The following is a 23963-nucleotide window of genomic DNA, read 5'->3' on the forward strand; positions in this document are numbered from 1 at the left end:
CAACTGTTCGGGCGGTTCAGGGAGAATCCGGCGTGGGGACCCAAGCTACTTCTCGGTCGCAAGACCTGGATCCACACGGTCGCCCACGCCGGGCTCTCGGCACCCAAGGTGCCAGATTGGCAAGAGATAAGATCCACGCCACGCGTGGATGCGTGGACCAAGGTCCACACCCATCAAGGTGGCGCTACGCCGAGGCGTAACGCACGGCGGTGCCGATCCAGCGCTGCACCACGCGGTCGGCCAGCGTGGGTTGCTGGGCCAGCAGGCGCTCGGCCAGGTCGTGCACGCCGGGCAGCAGGCCGGCATCGCGGGCCAGGTCGGCGATGCGGAAACCGGCCAGGCCGGTCTGGCGGGTGCCGAGCAGTTCGCCGGGGCCGCGCAGTTCCAGATCCTTTTCGGCAATGACGAAACCATCGTTGGTTTCGCGCATGGTCTGCAGGCGCTCGCGTGCCATCTGCGAGAGCGGTGCCTGGTACAGCAGCACGCAGCGCGACACCGCCGAACCGCGGCCAACACGGCCGCGCAGCTGGTGCAGCTGGGCCAGGCCGAGGCGTTCGGCGTTCTCGATCACCATCAACGAGGCGTTCGGTACGTCCACGCCCACTTCGATGACGGTGGTCGCCACCAGCAGGTCGATCTGCCCGGCCTTGAACGCCACCATCGTGGCCAGCTTTTCCGCAGCTTTCAGGCGGCCATGCACCAGCCCCACGCGTACGCCGGGCAGCAGCGCCTGCAGCGATTCGTAGGTGGCCTGCGCGGGCGTAGCGTCCAGCTCTTCGCTTTCCTCGATGAGCGTGCACACCCAGTACACCTGCCGCCCTTCCTGGCAGGCCAGGGCGATGCGCTCGATCAGCTCCGGGCGACGATCGTTGTTCAATGCGACGGTCTGCACCGGGGTGCGGCCCGGCGGCAGTTCGTCGATGGCCGAGACATCCAGGTCGGCGTATTCGGACATCGCCAGCGTGCGCGGAATCGGTGTTGCGGTCATCACCAGCTGGTGCGGCACGCTGTTGCCGCCTGCGCCCTTGTCGCGCAGCGCCAGCCGCTGGTGCACGCCGAAGCGATGCTGCTCGTCGACGATGGCCAGGGCGAGATCCTGGAACACCACCGCCTCCTGCATCAGCGCGTGGGTACCCACCACCACCTGCGCTTCGCCGCTGGCGACCTGCTCCATCACCTTGGCGCGCGCCTTGCCGGTGACCTTGCCGGCCAGCCAGGCGATGCGCACGCCGAGCGGTTCCAGCCAGCCGCGCAGGTTGTTGAGATGCTGTTCGGCCAGCAGTTCGGTGGGCGCAGCCAATGCAACCTGCTTGCCCTGCTCCACCGCCAGCATCGCCGCCAGCGCGGCGACCACGGTCTTGCCGGAACCGACGTCGCCCTGCACCAGCCGCAGCATCGGGCTGGGCCGCGCGAGGTCCTCGCGGATCTGCTTGAACACGCGCGCCTGTGCGCCGGTCAGGGCGAACGGCAGCTGCTTCAGCAGCGCCTTGGCCAGTTTGCCGGGGCCGGCCAGCGGCGGCGCATGGTGCGCCTGCAACGCGATGCGCTGGCGACGCAGGCTGAGGTGGTGGGCCAGCAGCTCTTCCATCGCCAGGCGGCGCTGCGCCGGGTGGGTGCCGGCGGCCAGCGCGGCCAGATCGGCATCTGGTGGCGGCCGGTGCACGGTCAGCAGCGCGCTGCGCAGTGACGGCAGGCCGAGGCCATCGAGCCAGCCGCTGGGCAGCAGTTCCAGCGCGCTTTCCTCGGGCAGGCGGTCCAGCGCCTGGCCGATCAGCTTGCGCATGGTCATCGGACCGACGCCTTCGACGGTGGGATACACCGGGTCGAGGCGGTCGCCGAGTTCGGGATCGTCGTTACGGCCCAGCACCTGGTAGCTGGGGTGGACGATTTCCAGGCCGAGCTGGCCCGGTTTGGGCGTGCCGAAGCAGCGCAGCCGGTTGCCGACCGCGAAGTGGCCGACCTGCTGCTGGCGGAAGTGGAAGAAGCGCAGCACCAAAGTGCCCCGCCCTTCGTCTTCCACCGCCACTTTCAGCATCGGCCGGTAGCGCATGCCGCGCTCGACCGCGACCACCCGCCCTTCCACCTGCGCCGGTACGCCGTTGCGCAGGTCTTCAATGCGGGTCAGCCGGGTCCGGTCTTCATAGCGCAGCGGCAGATGAAGCCAGAGATCCTGCAGGGTGGCCAGGCCACGCGCCTGCAGTTTGGCGGCCACGGCCGGACCGACGCCCGCGAGCATCGCCAGGGATGCTTCGCCGGACGGTGACAGGACCGGGGTGACCGCCGCCTTGCGTGCCACGTGGCGGTCAGTCGATGACCATCACCGCGTCGACCTCGAAGTTGGCGCCCTTCGGCAGGCCGGAGACTTCGATGGTGGAACGGGCCGGGTACGGGGCCTGGAAGTAGTCCTGCATGACCGCGTTGACCTTGGCGAACTCGCCCAGATCGGTCAGGTACAGGCCCAGACGCACGACCTTGTCCAGCGAGCCACCAGCGGCTTCGGCCACGGCCTTGAGGTTGTCGAAGGCGCGGCGGGCCTGTGCTTCGACGTCACCCGCGCCGACGATGTCGCCGGTGGCCGGGTCGAGCGGGATCTGGCCGGAGAAGTACACGGTGTTGCCGGCGCGCACGGCCTGCGAGTACGGGCCGATGGCGGCGGGGGCCTTTTCGGTGTTGATGATCTGGCGGGACATGGGTCGCTCCGGTGCTTGGGGGAAAACAGAGCGGTGATTGTACCGGGTGGGCGCGGCATCGGCTGGGGGTCGGATCCGTTTCCCGGCGGGAAACGGATCCGACCCCGTACGTCGTGTGCGCGGAACGTCATCCACGCATGGCGTGGACCTACTGACGGCGTACCGACTGCACGACCGACAGACGACGCAGGCGGCGCATCACTTCGGCCAGGTGGTTGCGGTCGCGTACCTGGATGTTGAACGCCAGCACGGCGGCGTTGAAGTCGCGGTCCAGGTAGTCCACGCGCTCGATGTTGGAATGGCTCTGGGCGATGGCGGCGGCCAGCTGCGCCAGCACGCCGGTGCCGTTCTCTACTTCCACCACCAGCGAAGTGTCGTAGTCGCCGGAGACGGTGGTGTCCCAGCCGATCGGCACCCAGCGCTCGGGCGACTTGCGCAGCTCGGCCAGGTTCGGGCAGTCCATGCGGTGCACCACGATGCCCTTGCCGGCGGTGTGGTAGCCCATGATCTCGTCGCCGGGAATCGGCTGGCAGCAGCCGGCGAAGGTGACCACGCCGCGCTCGCTGCCGTTGATCAGGATCTTTTCCTGCGAGTGGTGGCGCGAATGCGGGCCGCCACGCAGTTCGGCGTAGGCCATCAGCGCCTGCGCGGCCTGGGTCGGCATCCAGTTGCCCAGCGCCACCTCGGCCAGCAGCGCCTCCAGACGCGGGAAACGGTGCTCGGCCAGGAACGCATCCAGGCGCCCCTTCGGCAGCCGTTCCAGCGACGAATCCATCGCCTCCAGCGCACGGTCGAGCATGCGGTGGCCGAGCTGCACGGCATCTTCGTGCTCCAGCTGCTTGAGCTGGTGGCGGATGGCAGTGCGCGCCTTGCTGGTGACCACGAATTCCAGCCACTGCGGTTTCGGCGTGGCCGAGCGCGCGGTGATGATCTCCACCGACTGCCCCGACACCAGCTTGGTGCGCAGTGGCACCAGTTTCTTGTCCACGCGCGAGGCCACCGCCATGTTGCCGACATCGGTATGCACGGCGTAGGCGAAATCGAGCGCGGTGGAATTGCGCGGCAGGGCCAGGATCTTGCCCTTCGGCGTGAACAGGTAGACCTCGTCCGGGAACAGGTCGACCTTGACGTTGTCGAGGAACTCCAGCGAGGAGCCGGCGGCGCGCTGCGAGTCGATCAGCTCGACGATCCAGGCGTGGGCACGGCTCTGCGCGCTGTTGGGCGAATCGCCACCAAACTTGTAGGTCCAGTGCGCGGCCACGCCGCGCTCGGCGATCAGGTCCATTTCCTCGGTACGGATCTGCACTTCGATCGGCGAGCCGTACGGCCCGAACAGCACGGTGTGCAGCGACTGGTAGCCGTTGGCCTTGGGAATGGCGATGAAATCGCGGAAGCGGCCATCCAGCGGTTTGAAGGTGGCATGCACCGAACCCAGCGCGTGGTAACAGCTGGGCACGCTGCGCACGACCAGGCGGAAGCCGAACACGTCCATCACCTGGTCGAAGGATTTGTTCTCGTCGCGCATCTTGTTGTAGATGCTCCACGGGGTCTTGATGCGGCTGATCAGCCGATGCTCGATCCCCTCCTTGGCCAGGCGCTGCGACAGCTGCACTTCCACCTGCGCCATCGCCTCGCGGCGCACCACCGGCTGGCTGCGGATGTGTTTTTCAATGATGGCGTGGCGCCACGGGTAGAGCGCCTTGAAGCCGAGGTTCTGCAGCTCGCTCTTGACCAGGCTCATGCCCAGGCGCTGGGCGATGGGCGCGTAGATCTCCAGCGTCTCGCGGGCGATGCGGCCGCGCGCTTCGCGGCTCTGCGCGCCCAGCGTGCGCATGTTGTGCAGGCGGTCGGCCAGCTTGATCATGATCACGCGCAGGTCGCGCGACATCGCCAGCAGCATCTTGCGGAAGCTCTCGGCGGCCGCTTCCTGGCGGTCGCGGAACTTCAGCTTGTCCAGCTTGGTCACGCCGTCGACCAGTTCGGCCACAGCTTCGCCGAACTCGGCAGCCAGCGCCTCGCGGGTGAGCGGGGTGTCTTCGATGGTGTCGTGCAGGATCGCGGCGATCAGCGCTTCCACGTCCAGGCCGAGCTCGGCCAGCACCTGGGCCACGGCCACCGGATGGGTGATATAGGGCTCGCCCGACTTGCGCGTCTGCCCAGCGTGCGCGGAGGCACCGACTTCCCAGGCACGGCGCAGCAGCGGCAGCTGTTCCGGCGGCAGGTAATGGGCGGCGCGTTCAAGCTGGAGGACGTAGTCGGGTACGGCGGCAGCGGGGGCTGCGGCGACCTTGGCAGTGGGGCCTGGGTTCATGCCCGAAGCCTATTCCAGCGCGACGTTTACGGCAAATCCTGAATGCGAAACAGCCCGCACGGGGCGGGCTGTTCGGCGATCCAGCAATGACGTTGATCGATGCGATCAATCGTCGTTCTTGGACATGTCTTCGTCGGCGACCACTTCGGCGGCAGCCCACTCCAGCGCTTCGCGCTCGGCGCGCTCACGCTCGGCCTTCTCGACTTCGTCGATCAGCGCGTTGTCGATCTTGCGGGCGGCGATTTCACGCAACGCCAGCACGGTCGGCTTGTCCTCGGTCTCGCTGTTGTCCAGCGTGGCCTGCACGCCGTTGGCGAGCTGGCGGGCACGCTTGGAAGCCATCATGACCAGTTCGAAACGGTTGTTAACGACTTCCAGGCAATCTTCTACGGTGATGCGGGCCATACGGGCTCCCGGCGACCGGTCGGCCGCTCAGTCGAATGAGGGAAAGGGGACGGAGTGTACTGGCAGGGGCTGGAAAAAATCAAGCCAACCCCCACCCGATTCTTTTGGAATCAGTCAGTTGCACCCGGATCGGGGGTCAGCAGAGCCTGGATCAGGCCGGCGTGGCGGACCTTCTGGGCCTCCCGGCGCAGGCGGCTGGCGGTGAAGATGGCGCACAGCTCGTCCACGGCGGTGTCGAACACCTCGTTGACGATGACGTAGTCGAACTCGTTGAAGTGCAGCATTTCATCGCGTGCCGCGCCCAGGCGCTGGGCGATGACCGCCTCGCTGTCCTGGCCGCGCTTGCGCATGCGGTCCTGCAGGGCCTGCTTGGACGGCGGCAGGATGAACACGGTGACCGTGCCCGGCACCAGCTGGCGCACCTGCTGCGCACCCTGCCAGTCGATTTCCAGCAGCACGTCCTGGCCGGCGGCCAGCTGCGGCTCCACCGACTGCCGGGCGGTGCCCTTCCAGTCGCCGTGCACCCAGGCATGCTCGAAGAAGTCGCCGGCGGCGATCATTTCCTCGAACCTCTCCGCAGAGACGAAATGGTAGTGCTGGCCGTTCACTTCACCCGGGCGCATCGCGCGCGAGGTGAAGGAGATCGACAGGGCGATCTGCGGGTCACGCGCCAGGGTGGCGTTGACGATGCTGCTCTTGCCGGCGCCGGACGGGGCGGCCACGATGTACAGCGTGCCGCGCGCAACGGCGTCCGACGGCTTCGACGGGGCGCTCATGCGCGGAACCCAATTGGTTGATTTCGCAAAATTTTTCCTCGGTGTTCCAGGTCCGGCGCGGAGGATCGCGCCAGGACGGCGGGGGCTGCGCGGAACATCCTGGAACCAGGCCCGGCAGACGCTTCCCCAGGGGGCGGGCACGCAACTTTACCAGAGCAGGCCCTTTCCGGGCCCGTCCAGCAGGCGCCGCGCCTTGTGCCACATGGGCATCCGGAGGCCTGTGCTATAACCGGCCCGTACCCAACGACAGCCCGGAGGCCTGCGCCTCCCCGCCATCCCAGGAGAACGGCATGCCATCGATGAGCCGCCGCCAGTTCCTGAAAGTGACCGGGACAACCCTGGTCGGCTCCAGCCTGGCATTGATGGGCTTCGCGCCCGGCATCGCGCTCGCGGAGGTCAGGCAGTACAAGCTGACCCGCGCGACCGAGACCCGCAACACCTGTACCTACTGTTCGGTGGCCTGCGGCATCCTGATGTACAGCCTCGGCGATGGTGCCAAGAACGCCGAACCGAGCATTTTCCACATCGAGGGCGACCCGGACCATCCGGTGAACCGCGGCACGCTGTGCCCGAAGGGCGCCGGCCTGGCCGACATCATCCACAGCAAGTCGCGCCTGCTCTACCCCGAGTACCGCGCGCCGGGCTCGAACGAGTGGAAGCGGCTGAGCTGGGACGATGCGCTGGACCGCATCGCGCGGCTGATGAAGGAAGACCGCGATGCCAACTTCGTGCAGAAGAACGAGGCCGGGCAGACGGTCAACCGCTGGCTGACGACCGGCATGCTGGCGGCCTCGGCCACCAGCAATGAAACCGCGGTGCTGACCCACAAGGTCGTGCGCTCCCTTGGCATGTTGGCATTCGACAACCAGGCACGTGTCTGACACGGCCCGACGGTGGCAGGTCTTGCCCCGACGCTAGGCCGTGGTGCGATGACGAATCACTGGGTCGACATCAAGAATGCCGACCTGATCCTGATCATGGGTGGCAATGCCGCCGAGGCGCACCCGTGCGGGTTCAAATGGGTGACCGAGGCCAAGGCACACAACAAGGCACGCCTGATCGTGGTCGATCCGCGCTTCAACCGCTCGGCCGCGGTGGCCGACGTGTACGCGCCGATCCGCACCGGTACCGACATCGTGTTCCTGGGGGGCCTGATCAACTACCTGCTGACCGAGGACCGCATCCAGCACGAGTACGTTCTGAACTACACCGACATGTCGTTCCTGGTGAAGGACGAGTTCGCCTTCAAGGACGGCCTGTATTCGGGCTACAACGAAGAGAAGCGCAGCTACGACCGCTCCAGCTGGGACTACGCCTACGGTGATGATGGCTTCGTGCGCAGCGACCCGACGCTGAAGGACCCGCGCTGCGTCTACAACCTGCTCAAGCAGCACTATGCGCGCTACACGGTGGAGATGGTCGAACGCATCTGCGGCACGCCGGCCGACAGCATCCGCCAGATCTGGGACATGATCGCGTCCACCGCCGGCAAGGACAAGGCGATGACCATCCTGTACGCGCTGGGCTGGACGCAGCACTCGATCGGCGCGCAGAACGTGCGTGCCGGCACCATGGTGCAGCTGCTGCTGGGCAACATCGGCGTGGCCGGTGGTGGCATGAACGCCTTGCGAGGGCATTCCAACATCCAGGGCCTGACCGACATCGGCCTGATGTCCGACCTGCTGCCCGGCTACCTGACCCTGCCGAAACAGGACGAGCAGGACTACGAGGCCTACATCGCCAAGCGCACGCAGAAGCCGCTGCGCGCCAACCAGATGTCGTTCTGGCAGAACTACCCGAAGTTCCACGTCAGCCTGATGAAGTCGTGGTGGGGCGATGTCGCCACCGCCGACAACAACTGGTGCTTTGATTACCTGCCCAAGCTGGACAAGCCGTACGACATGCTGCAGGCGTACGAGCTGATGAACGAGGGCAAGATCCATGGCTACATCTGCCAGGGCTTCAATCCGCTGGCCTCGGCGCCGAACAAGGGCAAGCTGATCAGTGCGTTCTCCAAGCTGAAGTTCATGGTCAGCATGGACCCACTGGAGACCGAGACCATCGCCTTCTGGCAGAACCACGGTGCGTTGAACGACGTCGACCCGAGCACGATCCAGACCGAAGTATTCCGCCTGCCGACCACCTCCTTTGCCGAGGAGAACGGCGCGGTGGTGAACTCCTCGCGCTGGCTGCAGTGGCACTGGAAGGGTGCCAACCCACCGGGCGAAGCACGCAGCGACATCGAGATCATGTCCGAGCTGTTCCATCGCATCAAAGCGCTGTACGAGAAGGACGGCGGTGCGTGGTGGGAGCCGGTGCGCGACCTGGCCTGGAACTACGCCAACCCTGAGGTACCCACGCCCGAAGAGCTGGCGATGGAATACAACGGCAAGGCGCTGGCCGACGTGTTCGATCCGAAGGACCCAACCAAGCTGGTGCGCAAGGCCGGCGAGCAGCTGGCCGCATTCGGCGACCTGCGCGACGACGGCAGCACCGCCTCCGGCTGCTGGATCTACATCGGTGCCTGGGGCCCGACCGGCAACATGATGGCGCGGCGTGACAACAGTGACCCCACCGGCATCGGCAACACGCTGGGCTGGGCCTGGGCGTGGCCGGCCAATCGTCGCGTGATGTACAACCGCGCCTCGTGCGACGCCGCCGGAAAGCCATTTGATCCACGGCGCACGCTGCTGGCGTGGAACGGGAAAAACTGGGGCAGCGTGGACGTGCCCGACTTCAAGGCCGACGAAGATCCCGCCGGCGGAATGGGCCCGTTCATCATGAACCCGGAGGGCATCGCGCGCTTCTTCGCCAAGGCCGGCATGGCCGAAGGCCCATTCCCTGAGCACTACGAACCGTTCGATACACCGCTGCGCAGCAACCCGCTCAGCCCCGGCCAGGCACTGACGCTGAACAACCCGGCCGCCCGCGTATTCGCCAGCGATCGCGCACAGATCGGTTCACCGGACGAGTTCCCGCATGTGGCCACCACCTACCGACTGACCGAGCATTTCCACTTCTGGACCAAGCACGGCAAGTTGAACGCCATCATCCAGCCCGAGCAGTTCGTCGAGATCGGCGCGGCGTTGGCCGATGAGCTGGGCATCAACAACGGCAGCCGCGTGCGGGTCAGTTCCAAGCGCGGCCACATCGAAGCGGTCGCCATGGTGACCAAGCGCATCAAGGCCCTGCAGATCGATGGCCGGACCGTGCACCAGGTGGGCGTGCCGATCCACTGGGGCTTCCTCGGTGCGGCCAAGCCCGGATACATCGCCAATACGCTGACCAACGCCATCGGTGACGGCAACTCGCAGACGCCCGAATCGAAGTGCATCCTGGTCAAGGTCGAGAAGGTGTAGGAGACACGCCATGTCACTGCAATCCCTGGACATCATCCGCCGCTCGGCCACCACCACGCCCTCGCCGGAGGCGCGTGGTGCGCACACCGGCCAGGTCGCCAAGCTGATCGATGTGAGCAAGTGCATCGGCTGCAAGGCCTGCCAGGTCGCCTGCATGGAGTGGAATGACCTGCGCGACGACGTGGGCAGCTGCGTTGGCAGCTACGACAACCCGCCCGACCTGAGCGATCAGTCGTGGACGGTGATGAAGTTCCGCGAGTACGAGGACGAGAAGGGCAAGCTGGAGTGGCTGATCCGCAAGGAAGGCTGCATGCACTGCAGCGATCCGGGCTGCCTGAAGGCCTGCCCGTCGCCCGGTGCCATCATCCAGTACGCCAACGGCATCGTCGACTTCCAGGAAGAGAACTGCATCGGCTGCGGCTACTGCGTGACCGGTTGTCCGTTCGACGTGCCGCGCATCTCCAAGAAGGACCACAAGGCCTACAAGTGCACGCTGTGTTCGGACCGGGTGGCGGTGGGCCAGGAACCGGCCTGCGTGAAGACCTGCCCGACCGGCGCAATCACCTTCGGCAGCAAGCAGGCGATGACCGAGCATGCGGCCGGACGCGTGGAAGACCTGAAATCGCGCGGCTACGAGAACGCCGGCCTGTACGACCCGCAGGGCGTCGGCGGAACCCACGTGATGTACGTGCTGCAGCACGTGGACAGGCCGGAGCTGTATGCCGACCTGCCCAAGGACCCGCGCATCAGCCCGATGGTGGAGGTGTGGAAGGGCGTGGCCAAGCCGCTGGGCGTGCTGGCGATCGCCGCCACCGCCTTCGCCGGCTTCCTGCATTACATCGGCATCGGCCGCAACACGGTCAATGACGAGGAAGAAGAGGAAGCCGAGCACGAGGCGAAGAAGATCGAAGAGGAACAGCGGCCATGAAGTACGCCCCGCACCCGCGCCAGATCATCCGCTACCGCGCACCGACCCGCATCAACCACTGGATCGTGGCAATCTGCTTCGTGCTGACCGCGCTGTCCGGGCTGGCGCTGTTCCACCCTGCCCTGTTCCCGTTGACCCAGTTGTTCGGTGGCGGACCGTGGACGCGCATCCTGCATCCGTTCATCGGGCTGGCCATGGTGGTGGGCTTTGCGCTGCTGGCGTTCCGCATGTGGCGCGACAATCTGCCGACCGCCGACGATCGCGCATGGATGCGCGGCATGCGCGATGTACTGCGCAACGAGGATGAGAAGCTGCCGCCGGTGGGCCGTTTCAATGCCGGCCAGAAGCTGCTGTTCTGGGCCATCATCGGCTGCCTGTCGGCGCTGCTGCTGACCGGCTTCGTGATCTGGCGGCAGTACTTCAGCCACTTCTTCCCGATCGGGGTGATCCGCTTCTCGGTGCTGGCCCATGCGCTGTTCGGCTGGGTGCTGGTGTGCGCGATCGTGGTGCACATCTATGCGGCGATCTGGATCAAGGGCTCGGTGCGGGCGATGACCCAGGGCAAGGTGACCTATGGGTGGGCGTACAAGCACCACCGGCAGTGGTTCCGGGACATCCTGCGCGGACGTCGGGAAGAGGGTTAGCGGCAGGGCCTGCGGCCCTGCACCCGCAGAGGCAAGGTCAACGTCAACGTCAAGAGCGGGCTTCCTGAGGGGTGGCGGGGTGGATCCGGTTGCGGGGGACGCCGTCAACCCGTCCTTGGGGGCTTGGCCGCGGCATCCATGCCGCGGACACCCCCCGCAACCGGATCCACCCCGCCTTCGACAGTTTCCCGCTGCTGTCGGAATGGCATGAGCTGCTCTTGGTGGGTGTCGACCTTGGTCGACACGATGAACATGGCAACGACCGAAACCGGTTTTTGTAGAGTCGAGCCGTGCTCGACTGCTCTGCTCGACTGCGCTGCCTGGAACACGCTGGACGCGAGCGCCGACAACGGCGAGGATGGAGGCTGGTTCTTCTGGCTGGCCCTGCATGGCGCAACGCATCCTTGAACCCGGTGAGATCGAGACGCTCGCCTCGCGCGATGTGCCGCGCATCATCCTGCCCGATATCGAGTCACTGTTCGCCGAGCGCGCGACGCGCCTGCGCAGCCTGGCCGCGCACAGTGCCATCGGCGGTTACCTGCAGCTGCTGGCGGCGTTGGCCGATGCACAGCAGGCGCTGCTGGATGAACTGACACCGCAGCAGCGCGAGGCACTGCAGTCGCAGGCGCGTGCGCAGCAGTCGAGTGCGGCGGCCGGTGCCGGCATGCCGTTGCGGCCGGCCAACACGCTTCAGCTGGATGGATGCTGGCGCGACTGGCTGCGCACGCTGTGCCAGCACTGTGCCGACGAAGCCGGGCTTCCGGTGGAAACCCGGCAGGAGCTGCAACGCGTCGCGGCTGCCGACGACGCCTGGCTGGATGCTCAGGCGCACGCGGTGCTGGAGCGCGATGACGCGCCGTCGGTGGATGCGGTCACTGCGCTGCTGGTGATGAACGCACTGCAGGTTTACTGGGCGGTGCTCGCAGCCAGCTTCCGCCCTACCGACCTGAAGCCGCTGGCTGATGCGCCAGGGCTGTGCCCGCTGTGCGGCACGTTGCCGGTGACCAGCGTGGTGCAGGCACGCCCACCCTATGCATCCTACCGTTACCTGTCGTGCTCGCTGTGCGCCTGCCAATGGCACTACGTGCGCGTGCAGTGCAGCCAGTGTGGTGCCGCCGGCAAGGACATCGCCTATCGCGCCCTGGCCGATGTGGACGGCGACAGCGGCGAGGCGGTGCGCGAGAGCGCGGTGCGTGCCGAGACCTGCGACCACTGCCACAGCTACCGCAAGATCCTGTATCTGGAAAAGGACCCGTCACTGGAGCCGGTGGCCGATGACCTCGGCACGCTGGCGCTGGATCTGCTGCTGGCCGAGGAAGGCTATGCGCGTGCCAGCCAGAATCCTCTGCTGTGGCAATCCGACGGCGACTGAGGCGATGACAGCCATACCCCCCGCCCCGGCATCGGCCGCCGCCCTGCCCTCGCTGGACCGGGTGCTGCGCCTGCCTGCACTGGCGCCACTGATCGAAGGCCACGGTCGAAGCCGCATCACCCAGCTGCTGCGTTCGCACCTGCAGGTGCTGCGTGAGGGCGTCAGCGCCGGCCAGTTGTCGACCGCGCAGCTGCAGGAAGCGGTCGACGGCCCGGCGCTGGTGGCAGCGGTCGAGGCCGCACTGGCAGCCGATGCACGGCTGGACCTGCAGCCGATGTTCAACCTGACCGGCACCGTACTGCATACCAACCTGGGTCGCGCATTGCTGCCCGAGGCCGCGGTGCAGGCAGTCACCCGCGCGATGACCGCGCCGGTCGATCTGGAGTTCGACGTCATCCGTGGCCGTCGCGGCGACCGCGATGCGCGGGTACAGGCACTGATCTGCGAGCTGACCGGTGCCGGAGCCGCCACTGTGGTCAACAACAATGCCGCAGCGGTCCTGCTGCTGCTCAACAGCCTGGCCAACCGCCGTGAGGTGGTGGTGTCGCGCGGCGAGCTGGTGGAGATCGGCGGCGCTTTCCGCATCCCGGATGTGATGCGCAGCGCGGGCGCTCGGCTGCTGGAAGTGGGTACCACCAACCGCACCCATGCGGCCGACTTCACCAACGCCATCGGCGCGCGCACAGCGCTGCTGATGGAGGTGCATGCCAGCAACTACGCGATCACCGGATTCACTGCCAAGGTCGACACGGCGGCGATGGCCACGATCGCGCACGAGCATGGCCTGCCGCTGGTGGTGGACCTGGGCAGTGGCAGCCTGTGCGATCTGGCCACGTTCGGCCTGCCGCACGAACCCACCGTGCAGGAAACGCTGACGGCCGGCGCCGATCTGGTTTCATTCAGCGGCGACAAGCTGCTGGGTGGTCCGCAGGCCGGCATCATCGCCGGCCGCGCCGACCTGATCGCGCGGATCAACCGCAACCCGCTGAAGCGGGCACTGCGCATGGACAAGATGGGCCTGGCCGCACTGGAAGCGGTGCTGGCCCTGTACCGCGAACCCGAGCTGCTGGCACAGCGGCTGCCGACACTGCGCACGCTCTCGCGCACGCAGGATGACATTGATGCGCAGGCCCAGCGCCTGCTGCAGCCGATGCGTGCCTCGCTCACGGCGGACTACACCCTCGGGCCCGCTTCGATGCACAGCCAGATCGGCAGCGGCGCCCAGCCACAGGCGCAGCTGGCCAGCGCCGGACTGCGCATTACCAGCGCGCGCCGTGGCGGACTGGATCGGCTGGCCAAGCGCCTGCGTCAGCTGCCGCGACCCGTGCTGGGCCGCATTGCCGATGACGCGCTGTGGCTGGACCTGCGCTGCCTGGAACCGGCCGACGAAGCCGACTTCCTCGCCCAGTGGAGCACGCTGCAGGCATGATCGTCGGCACCGCCGGGCATATCGACCATGGCAAGACCAGCCTGGTGCGGGCACTGACCGGCATCGAAACCGATCGCCTGCAGGAAGAGCGTACGCGTGGTATTTCCATCGAGCTGGGCTATGCCTATGTTCCTGTGGAACGCAGGGACGGCACAGGTCCTGTCGCGACGCTGGGTTTCGTCGACGTGCCGGGCCACGAGCGCTTCGTGCACACGATGGTGGCCGGCGCCACGGGTATCGACGTCGCCCTGCTGGTCATCGCTGCCGACGACGGCGTGATGCCACAGACCCGCGAGCATCTGGCCATCCTGCAGCTGCTGGGCGTGAACCGGGGTGCGGTGGCGCTGACCAAGATCGACCGTGTGGATGCGGCGCGCCTGGCCCGGGTCGAGATCGAGGTCGCTGCCCTGCTGGCCGGCACGCCGCTGCAGGATTCCCCTGTGTTCACCTGCAACAGCACCGCACCCGACGATGCTGGCATCAACGCGCTGCGTACCCAGCTGCACGCGTGGGCGGCGGACGACGCCAGCACGCGCCAGGCCGAACTGCGCAGCGAGCTGTTCCGCATGCCGGTGGACCGCGTGTTCTCGCTGGCCGGTCATGGCACGCTGGTGACCGGTGCAGTGCACGGCGGCATCGCCTCGGTGGGTGAGCATCTGCAGCTGATGCCGGCCGCCACTGACGTGCGCATACGCAGCATCCACGCGCAGAACCAGGCCAGTGACCACGCGATGGCCGGGCAGCGCTGCGCGCTGAACCTGGCGGCCATCGCCCGTGATGACATCCGTCGCGGTGACTGGATCGCCGACGCACGCGCACTGCTGGCCACCACCCGCGTTGATGTGCGGTTGCGGCTGTCCGCGTTGGCCGCACCGTTGCGCGACTGGGCACCGCTGCATATCCACTGGGGCACGATGCACCGGCAGGCCCATGTGGTGCTGCTGGAGGACCATGACCACGGTGATGGGCAGTTGGTGCAGCTGGTGTTCGATGCTCCGGTCTGTGCGATGTGTGGCGATCACTTCATTGCCCGCGATTCAGCGGCCACCCACACGCTGGGCGGCGGCCTCGTGCTCGATCCGGACCCGCCACAGCGGCGCCGGCGCAGTCCTGCACGGCTCGCATGGCTGGGAGCACTGGAGCAACTGGCCGCGGGTGCGGGAATCGGCCCACTGTTGCAGCAGGCGCCCTTCGGCGTTGCCATGGCCGCGCTGCAGCGTTACTGCCGGCGCGCCGCCGACCGGATCGATCTTCCTGCAGACACGCGACGCATCGTCACTCGCGAAGACACGGTAGTCATCCTTGTGTCGCACTGGCAGGCATTGCGCGAGCAGGTGATCGCCTCACTGCGTGGATGGCATGAGCGACGCCCGGACGAACCCGGTGTCGACAGCGGCCGCCTGCAGCGCAGCACCCTGCCCGCGCTTGCAGCGAGCCTCTGGAATGCGCTGCTGCAGGACCTGCTGGACGACGGCAGCGTGCAACGCGTGGGTGCCTGGTGGCGCCTGCCCGGGCATGACCATGCGCCACCGGAACGCGAGCGTCTGCTGCTGGAACGCGTGCTGCCGCAACTGCACGCCGGTCGCTTCGATCCGCCGTGGGTGCGCACCCTTGCTGCCGAGATCGGCCTGGCCGAAGACGAAGTCCGCGCCGTCCTGCGCCGTGCCACCGCACGTGGCGAGCTGTTCCAGGTGGTGCCGGACCTGTTCTATGCACCCGCGTGCATTGCGGAACTCGCCGCGATCGTCGCGCAGCTGTCACAGGCCAGCGGCACGGTGGATGCGGCCACGTTCCGCGATGCCATCGGCCTGGGCCGCAAACGCAGCATCCAGATCTTGGAGTTCTTCAATCGCGTTGGCTACACTCGACGCGTCGGTGACCAGCATCGGCCGCGCGGCGACCTGCAGTGGAACGCAGCCCGCGACTGAGCCCACCGGTACCGCCGTACTTTCGGAAGGCATGCGCATCCGGGCATGCGGCTGGGCTTCAAACCCAGTAGGGGGCGTCGATCGTTCCCTGGTAGGTTCGACTCCTGCTGCCTTCCGCCATTCGCGTTCCCGCAGGAGATGTCGGCATGGCCACGCACGCGCAGTCCCCCGCCCCTTCAACGGCCGATGCCCCGCAACGACTGACCTCTCTCGCGCATGGCGGCGGCTGCGGCTGCAAGATCGCGCCGGGCGTGCTGAGCGAACTGCTGCGTGGCGTTCCAGTACTTCCGGCACCGGCTGAGCTGCTGGTGGGCCGTGAGAACAGCGACGACGCCGCGGTGTATCGCCTCGATGACCGGCAGGCGATCGTCGCCACCACCGACTTCTTCATGCCGATCGTCGACGACCCGTTCGACTTCGGCCGCATCGCGGCCACCAACGCGCTGTCGGACCTGTATGCGATGGGCGCGCGCCCGCTGTTCGCACTGGCCATCGTCGGCATGCCGATCAACACGCTGCCGCAGGACACGATCCGCGGCATTCTGCAGGGTGGCGAACGCGCCTGCGCCGATGCTGGCATCGTGGTCGCTGGTGGCCACAGCATCGATTCGGTGGAACCCATCTACGGCCTGGTTGCGATCGGCGTGCTCGACCCGCAACGACTCAAGCGCAATGCCGATGCCCGCGCCGGCGACGTGCTGGTGCTGGGCAAGCCGTTGGGCGTGGGCGTGTATTCGTCGGCGCTGAAGAAGGAAGTGCTGGATGCCGACGGCTACCGGCAGATGATCGCGTCGACCACCCGCCTGAACACCGTGGGCGTGCCGCTGGCCGCGCTGGACGGTGTGCATGCCATGACCGACGTCACCGGCTTCGGCCTGCTCGGCCACCTGCTGGAAGTGTGCCGCGCCAGTGGTGTCGCTGCCGAGGTGGACAGTGCACAGGTGCCGCTGCTGCCGCAGGCGCTGGAGCTGCTGCAGCGTGGCTGCGTGACCGGCGCATCCAACCGCAACTGGGCCTCCTATGGCACCGAGGTGCGCTTCGCCGATGGGTTGCCGGCACACTGGCAGCCACTGCTGACCGACCCTCAGACCAGCGGCGGACTGCTGGTGTCGTGCGCTCCGGAGGCGGTGGATGCAGTGCTGGCCTGCTTCCACGACGCGGGGTTCGGCCAGGCAGCCGTGGTCGGGCGTTTGAGCGAAGGAGCGCCGGGCGTCAGCGTGCGCTGATGCGCTGGAACGACAAGGGCGCCCGAAGGCGCCCCTGCTGTACCGCTGGATGCAACATCACTCGATGTTCTGCACCTGTTCGCGGATCTGGTCGATCAGCACCTTCAGCTCCACCGCGGCATTGGACGTACGGCTGTCCACCGACTTCGAGCCCAGCGTATTGGCTTCGCGGTTGAACTCCTGCAGCAGGAAGTCAAGGCGGCGACCGACCGGCTCGCGCTGCTTGAGCACGCGGCGGATCTCGACGATGTGGCTGCCGAGGCGGTCCAGCTCTTCATCCACGTCCAGCTTCTGCAGCCACAGGACCAGTTCCTGCTCGGCGCGGCCGGGGTCGACCGGGTGCGGCAGGTCGGCCAGGCGTGCGGCCAGCTTGGCGCGCTGGCCGTCGCGAATGGCCGGAATCAGCGTGCGGACTTCGGTGGCGATGCGTTCGATGCCGTCCACACGCTCGCTGATGGCCGCAGCCAACTTGCCGCCTTCGCGCTCACGGGCCTCGACGAAGCCATCCAGCACCTGGTCCAGCAGCGCCAGCGCCTCGACCTGCAGGGCGGCGGCGTCGGTGGCCTCGCCACGGGTCACGCCCGGCAGCTGCAGCAGGTCGGTGAAGCTGACCTGCAGGTTGGGGAAATCGGAGGTCAGGCGGTGCGCCAGGCGGCCCAGCTGGCCCAGCAGGGCCTCGTCCACCTGCAGGTTGGCCGCCGCTTCCGGCGCGCGCAGGCGCATCACCAGATCCAGCTTGCCACGGCTCAGGCGCGCGGCGATGCGCTCGCGTAGCTGCGGCTCCAATGCCCGCAGTTCTTCAGGCAGGCGGGTGCCGACCTCCAGGAAGCGGTGGTTGACCGAGCGCAGCTCGCAGCCCAGCGTGCCCCACGGGGTGACCCGCTCGCCACCCGCGTAGGCGGTCATGCTTCGAATCATGGAATGTGTCCGGTGCGTGCAAAGGGGGAATGGTACCCTAGCGCCCTCACCAGAGCCCTCCTGCCCGCCCCGTGAAGGTCGCGGGCATGGCGGCGTACTCCCCGCCCTTACGGAACCCGCACCATGTCCGATTCCCGCCCCAGCGGCCGCCAGCCCGACCAGCTCCGCCCGGTCGTCATCCAACGCGGCTTCACCCGCCACGCCGAAGGTTCGGTGCTGGTGTGCTTCGGTGAAACCCGTGTGCTGTGCACCGCCAGCGTCGAGAACCGCGTGCCGGGCTTCCTGCGCGGCAGGGGCGAAGGCTGGGTCACCGCCGAATACGGCATGCTGCCGCGCGCCACCCACACCCGCAGTGACCGTGAAGCGGCCCGTGGCAAGCAGGGTGGCCGCACCCTGGAGATCCAGCGACTGATCGGCCGCAGCCTGCGCGCCTGCGTGGATCGCAACGCGCTGGGCGAGCGCACCATCACCCTCGACTGCGACGTGCTGCAGGCCGACGGTGGCACCCGCACGGCCGCCATCACCGGCGCCTACGTGGCGCTGGTCGATGCGGTGAACGTGCTGATGAAGCGTGGTGACATCAAGCGCAACCCGATCCTGGGCGCAGTGGCCGCCGTATCGGTAGGCGTGTACCGCGGCACCCCGGTGCTGGACCTGGACTACGCCGAAGACAGCGACTGCGACACCGACATGAACGTAGTGATGAACGATGGTGGCGGCTTCATCGAGCTGCAGGGCACCGCCGAAGGCCACGCCTTCCGTCGCGATGAACTGGATGCGCTGCTGGGCCTGGCCGAAAAGGGCGTGGGCGAACTGCTGGCCGCACAGCAGGCGGCGCTGTCGGCATGAACCGCCGCATCGCCCTGACCACCCTGGTGGTGGCCGACTATGACGAAGCCATTGCCTGGTACACCGGCAAGCTCGGCTTCGCACTGTTGGAGGACATCGACCAGGGCCACAAGCGCTGGGTGGTGGTCGGCCCGACCGACGGCAGCGCCGCCGCCCTGCTGCTGGCCCGCGCCAGCGACGAGGAGCAGCGCAGCCGCATCGGCAACCAGACCGGCGGCCGCGTCGGCTTCTTCCTCAACACCGACGACTTCCGCCGCGACCACGCGGCGATGGTCGCCGCCGGCGTCGAGTTCCTGGAAGCGCCGCGCGAAGAACCCTATGCAACGGTTGCGGTGTTCCGCGATCTGTATGGCAACACCTGGGACCTGCTGGAGCCCCGTCAATGAAGAAACTGGTACTGGCCAGCCACAACGCCGGCAAGCTGGTGGAGATGCAGGAGATCCTTGCCGATCTGCCGCTGCAGATCACCTCGGCCGCCGAACTGGGCCTGGGCGATGTGGAAGAGACCGGCCTGACCTTCGTCGAGAACGCGCTGCTGAAGGCACGCGCAGCCTGCGAAGCGACCGGCCTGCCGGCGCTGGCCGATGATTCGGGCCTGATCGTCGATGCCCTCGGCGGTGCGCCGGGCCTGTACAGCGCACGCTATGCCGGCCACCCGACCAATGCCGCAGCCAACAATGCCAAGCTGCTGGACGCGATGACCGACATTCCCGATGGCCAGCGCAGCGCCCGCTTCTATGCGGTGATCGTGCTGCTGCGCCACGCCACCGACCCGCAGCCGTTGATCTGCGAAGGCCGCTGGGAAGGGCAGATCATCCGCGAACTGCGTGGCACCAATGGTTTCGGCTACAACCCGGTATTCCTGGACACCACCCACGGCCTGACCGCCGCGGAAATGGAGCCGGCACTGAAGAACGCCATCAGCCACCGCGCCATTGCCCTGCAGCAGCTCAAGCAGCAACTGGCGACGCTGTACTGACGCCACCCGATCGACCCAGGGAAGCCGGCCATCGGCCGGCACTACCGAAGAAGCCCATGCCGCACGCCCACGACCACTGCAACCATCTGCCCGGCGAAGCCTGCTCCGCCGACCACGACAACCCGCCGCGGCTGGTGCCGCCACCGCTGTCGTTGTACGTGCACCTGCCGTGGTGCGTGCGCAAATGCCCGTACTGCGATTTCAATTCGCACCAGGCCAAGGGCGAGCTGCCGTTCGACGCTTATATCGATGCGCTGCTGCGCGACCTCGACCAGGACCTGCCGCTGGTCTGGGGCCGGGTGGTGCACAGCGTGTTCTTCGGTGGCGGCACGCCCAGCCTGTTCCCGCCGGAGGCGATCGACCGCTTCCTGCAACAGGCCAGCGCACGCCTGCGTTTCGCGCCCAATGCCGAAATCACCCTGGAAACCAACCCGGGCACCGCCGAACATGGCCGCTTCGACCGCTATCGCGCGGCCGGCGTGAACCGCCTCAGCTTCGGCATCCAGAGCTTCGACGACGCCATGCTCAAGCGCCTGGGCCGCATCCACGACAGTGGCGAAGCCGAGCGCGCGGTGAAGATGGCGCAGGACGCGGGCTACGACAACTTCAACATCGACCTGATGTACGCGCTGCCGGAACAGACCCTGGCCGGTGCCGAGGCCGACCTGGAACGCGCGTTCGCGCTGCAGCCGGCACACATCTCCCACTACCAGCTGACCCTGGAACCGAACACGGTGTTCTTCGCGCGGCCGCCGCAGGGCATTCCCGATGAAGACAACGCCTGGGACATGCAGGAACACTGCCAGGCATTGCTGGCACAGGCCGGTTTCGGCCAGTACGAGGTCAGCGCCTATGCGCGCCCCGGCCGGCAGAGCGCGCACAATCTGAACTACTGGCGCTTCGGCGACTACCTGGGCATCGGTGCCGGCGCGCACGGCAAGATCAGTTCCGGCGCCGAGGAGCATGTGCTGCGACGTTGGAAGCTGAAGCACCCGCAGGCCTACCTGGACAGCGCCGGCACGCCCGCCTCGTTCGGCGGCGACGATGTGATCGCGCCGGAGCGCCTGCCGTTCGAGTACATGCTCAACCTGCTGCGCCTGCACGAAGGTTTCGGCCTGCGCGATTTCGAGTCGCGCACGGGGCTGCCGCGCAGCGTGCTGGACGCTCCCCTGGCCGAGGCCGTGCAGCGCGGCTGGCTGGACATGACCGATGGCCATGTGCAGCCGACCGAGCTGGGCCGCCGCTTCACCAACGATGTGGTGAGCCTGTTCCTGGAGGATTGATCCTCGCCTGACAGAGGATCGTTCCGGCCGCTGGCCGGCAATCCGGTGAAGACATATCTGCCGGCCAGCGGCCGGCACTACCGTTCATCGGTCGGGCCAGGCCCGGCGGATGCGATTCACGTTCAGCCTAAAGTAGCGCCTACATCGGCCGACACGGTAGATTCACCAGATCGATCCGCGGGAATCCGGGTACCGCCTGCCGATGTCAGCTGTCTTTTCCATCACTCCTGCCGACAAGAACCGCCTGGCCGCCAGCGATCTGCCACCGCGGGTACGTGAGCTGCTGGGCGCGCTGATCGGCCTGTGCCGGCAGACCCTGGCGGCGCCCCTGATCCTGACCGTCGAGGCGCTGGAGCAGACCCTGCTGCACGACGCCGACCGCGCACGCAATCCGCAGCAGCAGGCCGAGCTGATGGCCCAGCGTGGACAGCTGCACGCCTTCGCCGGCCATTTCGCCGATCGCATGCTCGATGCCGTGGCCGACGCCCTCACGCGGTTGCGCGAACCGGTCAGCGCTGTCAGTACCAGTGCTGGGCCGCCAGCGCTGCCGGGCATGCTCGGGCTGTCGCTGGTTGATGAGCACGAAGTGGATCGCGACCTGCTGCTGACCGAGATGGTGCGGCGCGAAACCCTGCGTTCAACCAACACACTGAACCTGCTTGGCCAACGCCTGGGCGTGCTGGCGGCGGCGCCGGCCTTCGAGGCCGACACCCTGCCACTGGCACCGCAGGCACTGTGCGCGATGGTGCGCCGGATTGCCGAACAGGACGCGCTGAGCGTCGAGGTACAGCTGGCGCTGTATCGCAGTTTCGAACGGCAGGTGCTGGAACGGCTGGGCGATATCCTTGACCGTGCCAATGCCCTGCTGGCCCAGTCCGGTGTACTGCCGGGGCTGGTCTACACCCCCTACCTGGCACGCTCGTCGAGCACGCGGCGGATCATCACCCAGTCGGTGGGGGGCGGCCGCACCACGCAGCCGGCCAAGCGCACCGCAGCCCCCCTGACAGGCTGGAACGGTTCGGCACCGGCCGGCTCCTGGTCCAGCCTGGTACAGGACGCCTTCCACGAGGGCGGCGCAGGCGGCCCCGCCACGCCGGGCGTGACCACCTCCACCGGCAGTGCACTGCATGAACTGCTGCAGCAGGCACGGCACGGCAGCCCTGCCCCGGCGGACAGCGGCGCGGTGCCCAGCGCGGCAGTCGACGCGGTACTCGCGCGCCTGCAGGCCCAGTCCAGTGCGGCAACCGGTGTGGCCGACCTGCAGGCTGCCGTGGTCGCGCAGCTGCGCAGCGAGCATGGTGCGCAGGCCCAGCTGGGCAGTCACGACCGGGACAACCTCGACCTGCTGCGCATGCTGATGCAGCAGGTGCAACAGCAGCAGCGCCCCGATCCAGTGCCGGCCGCGCTGCTGGCCCGCCTGCAGGTACCTCTGGCACGCGCCGCCATGGCCGATCCGGGCTTCTTCGTGCGCGACGAACACCCCGCGCGTGAGCTGCTCAATCAGATCGCCGAAGTCGGCGCCAACTGGCTGGGCGATGAGGATGTCGACCCGCAGTTGCTGCAGCGCATGGCGCAGAGCGTGCAGGGCCTGCTGGGGCAGGATGCGCGTTCGCCGGAAGTCTTTGCCGCCGCCAGTGAAGACGTGCAGCAGCACCAGCGCGCGGCGGCCCATCGTGCCGAACTGGCCGAGCGCCGCCATGTGGAAGCCGCGCGCGGCAAGGAACGATTGGAACTGGCCCGTCGCCAGGCCACCGCACAGATCGACCAGTGCTGCGACACCCGGTCGCCACCGCGCTTCGTGCAGACCTTGCTGCGCCAGGCCTGGGCCGATGCACTGACCCTCACCCGCCTGCGCCATGGCGACGATTCACCGCAATGGCAGGAGCGCCTGCAACAGACCGAGCGCATCGCTGCCATCACCGCGCAGGCCATCGACGCTCCCGGCGGCACCGATACCGTACTGGCAGCGGACGTGGAGGCCGCATTGCTGCAGGTCGGCTACCACGCCGAGGAAGCCGCCGCTGTAGCGCGCAGGCTGGCCACGCCCGGCGGCGAGGATGAAAGCACCTCGCGTACCGAGCTCAGCGCACGCCTCAAGGCACGTGCGCGCCTGGGCGAGCACGCCGGCACGAACAGTGGCGCCGCACCTGCCACGCCGCGCAGCAGCGCCGAAGAAGCCGCCTACCAACAGCTGTCCAGCCTGCCGTTCGGCAGTTGGTTCGACATCGACACGGGCGATGGCACGATGCGCCGCCAGCGCCTGTCCTGGTACAGCCTGCTGACCGGCCACGCGTTGTTCGTCAATGCGCGCGGGCAGAAGATCACCGATACCGACCTGGATGCGCTGGCACGGCAGATCAGTGCCGGGCGCGCGCAGCTGGTCACCGAAGACAAGGGCCGGCTGGTCGACCGTGCCTGGGAAGCCAGCCTCGGTGCGCTGCGCGCACTGGCCACGGCTCGCGCACAGGAGACCCCCGCATGAAAGCCGTACCGCCGCAGGACACCCGCCGCGCGCCGCGCCGCCAGGTCTCGGACCTGGTGCCGGTTACCGACCAGATGCGCGAGTGCGTGGTCGGGCGCCTCGGCAATGTCTCCGAAACTGGCATGCTGATGCTGGCCAGCATGCCGCTGCGCGAGGATGCGCTGTACCAGCTGCGCTTTCCCTTGCCATTGGGTGATGGCCGCCAGCAGGCCATCGACGTAGGCGTGCATCTGCTGTGGAGCGAGCCCGCACACGTTCCCGGGCAGAGCTGGACCGGCTTCCGCTTCCTGACCCTGTCGCGCGAACATCGACAGCTGCTGCGGCAGTGGGTGGGCGAAGACAGCGACGAGGGACCGGTTTCGACGGCCTGAGTGCCGGTTCCGG

General features: G+C 67.6%; 20 protein-coding genes and 1 tRNA gene. 15 read left to right on the forward strand and 6 right to left on the reverse strand.

Annotated elements, in window-relative coordinates; genetic code table 11:
- Positions 1-184: 184 nt before the first annotated feature.
- From recG to gmk, 5 genes are all read right to left on the reverse strand, one after another.
- Positions 185-2296, reverse strand: a complete 2112-nt coding sequence (gene recG, locus AC5P8Y_RS16490) for an ATP-dependent DNA helicase RecG (RefSeq protein WP_049403446.1) — start codon at positions 2294-2296, stop codon at positions 185-187.
- A gap of 7 nt (positions 2297-2303) precedes the next feature.
- Positions 2304-2690 (reverse strand): RidA family protein, encoded by a 387-nt coding sequence (locus AC5P8Y_RS16495; RefSeq protein ID WP_005410875.1) that lies wholly within the window; start codon positions 2688-2690, stop codon positions 2304-2306.
- A gap of 148 nt (positions 2691-2838) precedes the next feature.
- Positions 2839-5001, reverse strand: a complete 2163-nt coding sequence (locus AC5P8Y_RS16500) for a RelA/SpoT family protein (protein WP_005410876.1) — start codon at positions 4999-5001, stop codon at positions 2839-2841.
- A 105-nt stretch (positions 5002-5106) separates the two neighbouring features.
- Complete coding sequence (gene rpoZ, locus AC5P8Y_RS16505) at positions 5107-5406, reverse strand: DNA-directed RNA polymerase subunit omega (RefSeq protein WP_005410877.1); 300 nt, start codon at positions 5404-5406, stop codon at positions 5107-5109.
- A 110-nt stretch (positions 5407-5516) separates the two neighbouring features.
- Positions 5517-6182: a guanylate kinase gene (gmk, locus tag AC5P8Y_RS16510; protein WP_032956072.1), complete on the reverse strand. Its 666-nt coding sequence runs from the start codon at positions 6180-6182 to the stop codon at positions 5517-5519.
- Positions 6183-6472: 290 nt separating this feature from the next.
- Here gmk and fdnG point away from each other — a divergent pair, with 290 nt between their 5' ends.
- From fdnG to selD, 9 genes are all read left to right on the forward strand, one after another.
- Positions 6473-9541: a formate dehydrogenase-N subunit alpha gene (gene fdnG / locus AC5P8Y_RS16515; protein ID WP_146257010.1), complete on the forward strand. Its 3069-nt coding sequence runs from the start codon at positions 6473-6475 to the stop codon at positions 9539-9541.
- Between the two features lie 10 nt (positions 9542-9551).
- The gene (gene fdxH, locus AC5P8Y_RS16520) at positions 9552-10469 is read left to right on the forward strand and encodes a formate dehydrogenase subunit beta (protein ID WP_033834948.1); all 918 of its coding nucleotides are present in this window, start codon (positions 9552-9554) and stop codon (positions 10467-10469) included.
- Complete coding sequence (locus tag AC5P8Y_RS16525) at positions 10466-11113, forward strand: formate dehydrogenase subunit gamma (RefSeq protein ID WP_005410882.1); 648 nt, start codon at positions 10466-10468, stop codon at positions 11111-11113. The genes fdxH and AC5P8Y_RS16525 overlap by 4 nt, the downstream gene beginning before the upstream one ends.
- Before the next feature lie 252 nt (positions 11114-11365).
- Positions 11366-11521: a hypothetical protein gene (locus tag AC5P8Y_RS16530; RefSeq protein WP_158228824.1), complete on the forward strand. Its 156-nt coding sequence runs from the start codon at positions 11366-11368 to the stop codon at positions 11519-11521.
- On the forward strand, positions 11502-12485 hold the full coding sequence (gene fdhE / locus AC5P8Y_RS16535) for a formate dehydrogenase accessory protein FdhE (RefSeq protein ID WP_049403445.1): 984 nt from the start codon (positions 11502-11504) through the stop codon (positions 12483-12485). The genes AC5P8Y_RS16530 and fdhE overlap by 20 nt, the downstream gene beginning before the upstream one ends.
- Before the next feature lie 4 nt (positions 12486-12489).
- Positions 12490-13914 (forward strand): L-seryl-tRNA(Sec) selenium transferase, encoded by a 1425-nt coding sequence (gene selA, locus AC5P8Y_RS16540; protein ID WP_049433561.1) that lies wholly within the window; start codon positions 12490-12492, stop codon positions 13912-13914.
- Positions 13911-15842 (forward strand): selenocysteine-specific translation elongation factor, encoded by a 1932-nt coding sequence (selB, locus tag AC5P8Y_RS16545; RefSeq protein WP_495202095.1) that lies wholly within the window; start codon positions 13911-13913, stop codon positions 15840-15842. The genes selA and selB overlap by 4 nt, the downstream gene beginning before the upstream one ends.
- 24 nt (positions 15843-15866) lie before the next feature.
- Positions 15867-15962, forward strand: a tRNA-Sec gene (locus AC5P8Y_RS16550).
- 26 nt (positions 15963-15988) lie between these two features.
- Positions 15989-17068: a selenide, water dikinase SelD gene (gene selD, locus AC5P8Y_RS16555; RefSeq protein ID WP_184014293.1), complete on the forward strand. Its 1080-nt coding sequence runs from the start codon at positions 15989-15991 to the stop codon at positions 17066-17068.
- Positions 17069-17125: 57 nt separating this feature from the next.
- Here selD and AC5P8Y_RS16560 read toward each other — a convergent pair whose 3' ends face one another.
- A complete protein-coding gene (locus tag AC5P8Y_RS16560; RefSeq protein WP_005410888.1) occupies positions 17126-17986 on the reverse strand; it encodes a YicC/YloC family endoribonuclease in 861 nt (286 codons plus the stop codon).
- A gap of 123 nt (positions 17987-18109) precedes the next feature.
- Here AC5P8Y_RS16560 and rph point away from each other — a divergent pair, with 123 nt between their 5' ends.
- The 6 genes from rph to AC5P8Y_RS16590 all read left to right on the forward strand — a co-directional run bounded on the left by rph (position 18110) and on the right by AC5P8Y_RS16590 (position 23950).
- On the forward strand, positions 18110-18835 hold the full coding sequence (gene rph / locus AC5P8Y_RS16565; RefSeq protein WP_495202096.1) for a ribonuclease PH: 726 nt from the start codon (positions 18110-18112) through the stop codon (positions 18833-18835).
- Complete coding sequence (locus tag AC5P8Y_RS16570; RefSeq protein WP_005414366.1) at positions 18832-19221, forward strand: VOC family protein; 390 nt, start codon at positions 18832-18834, stop codon at positions 19219-19221. The genes rph and AC5P8Y_RS16570 overlap by 4 nt, the downstream gene beginning before the upstream one ends.
- A complete protein-coding gene (rdgB, locus tag AC5P8Y_RS16575; RefSeq protein WP_033834954.1) occupies positions 19218-19814 on the forward strand; it encodes an RdgB/HAM1 family non-canonical purine NTP pyrophosphatase in 597 nt (198 codons plus the stop codon). The genes AC5P8Y_RS16570 and rdgB overlap by 4 nt, the downstream gene beginning before the upstream one ends.
- A gap of 56 nt (positions 19815-19870) precedes the next feature.
- The gene (gene hemW / locus AC5P8Y_RS16580) at positions 19871-21097 is read left to right on the forward strand and encodes a radical SAM family heme chaperone HemW (RefSeq protein WP_033834955.1); all 1227 of its coding nucleotides are present in this window, start codon (positions 19871-19873) and stop codon (positions 21095-21097) included.
- A 202-nt stretch (positions 21098-21299) separates the two neighbouring features.
- Positions 21300-23579, forward strand: a complete 2280-nt coding sequence (locus AC5P8Y_RS16585; RefSeq protein WP_033834956.1) for a DUF1631 family protein — start codon at positions 21300-21302, stop codon at positions 23577-23579.
- The gene (locus AC5P8Y_RS16590; RefSeq protein ID WP_005410894.1) at positions 23576-23950 is read left to right on the forward strand and encodes a PilZ domain-containing protein; all 375 of its coding nucleotides are present in this window, start codon (positions 23576-23578) and stop codon (positions 23948-23950) included. Before AC5P8Y_RS16585 ends, AC5P8Y_RS16590 begins: the two co-directional genes overlap by 4 nt.
- The last annotated feature ends 13 nt before the right edge of the window (positions 23951-23963 follow it).

It is taken from the genome of Stenotrophomonas sp. YJH_SMC_12-1, assembly GCF_059370935.1.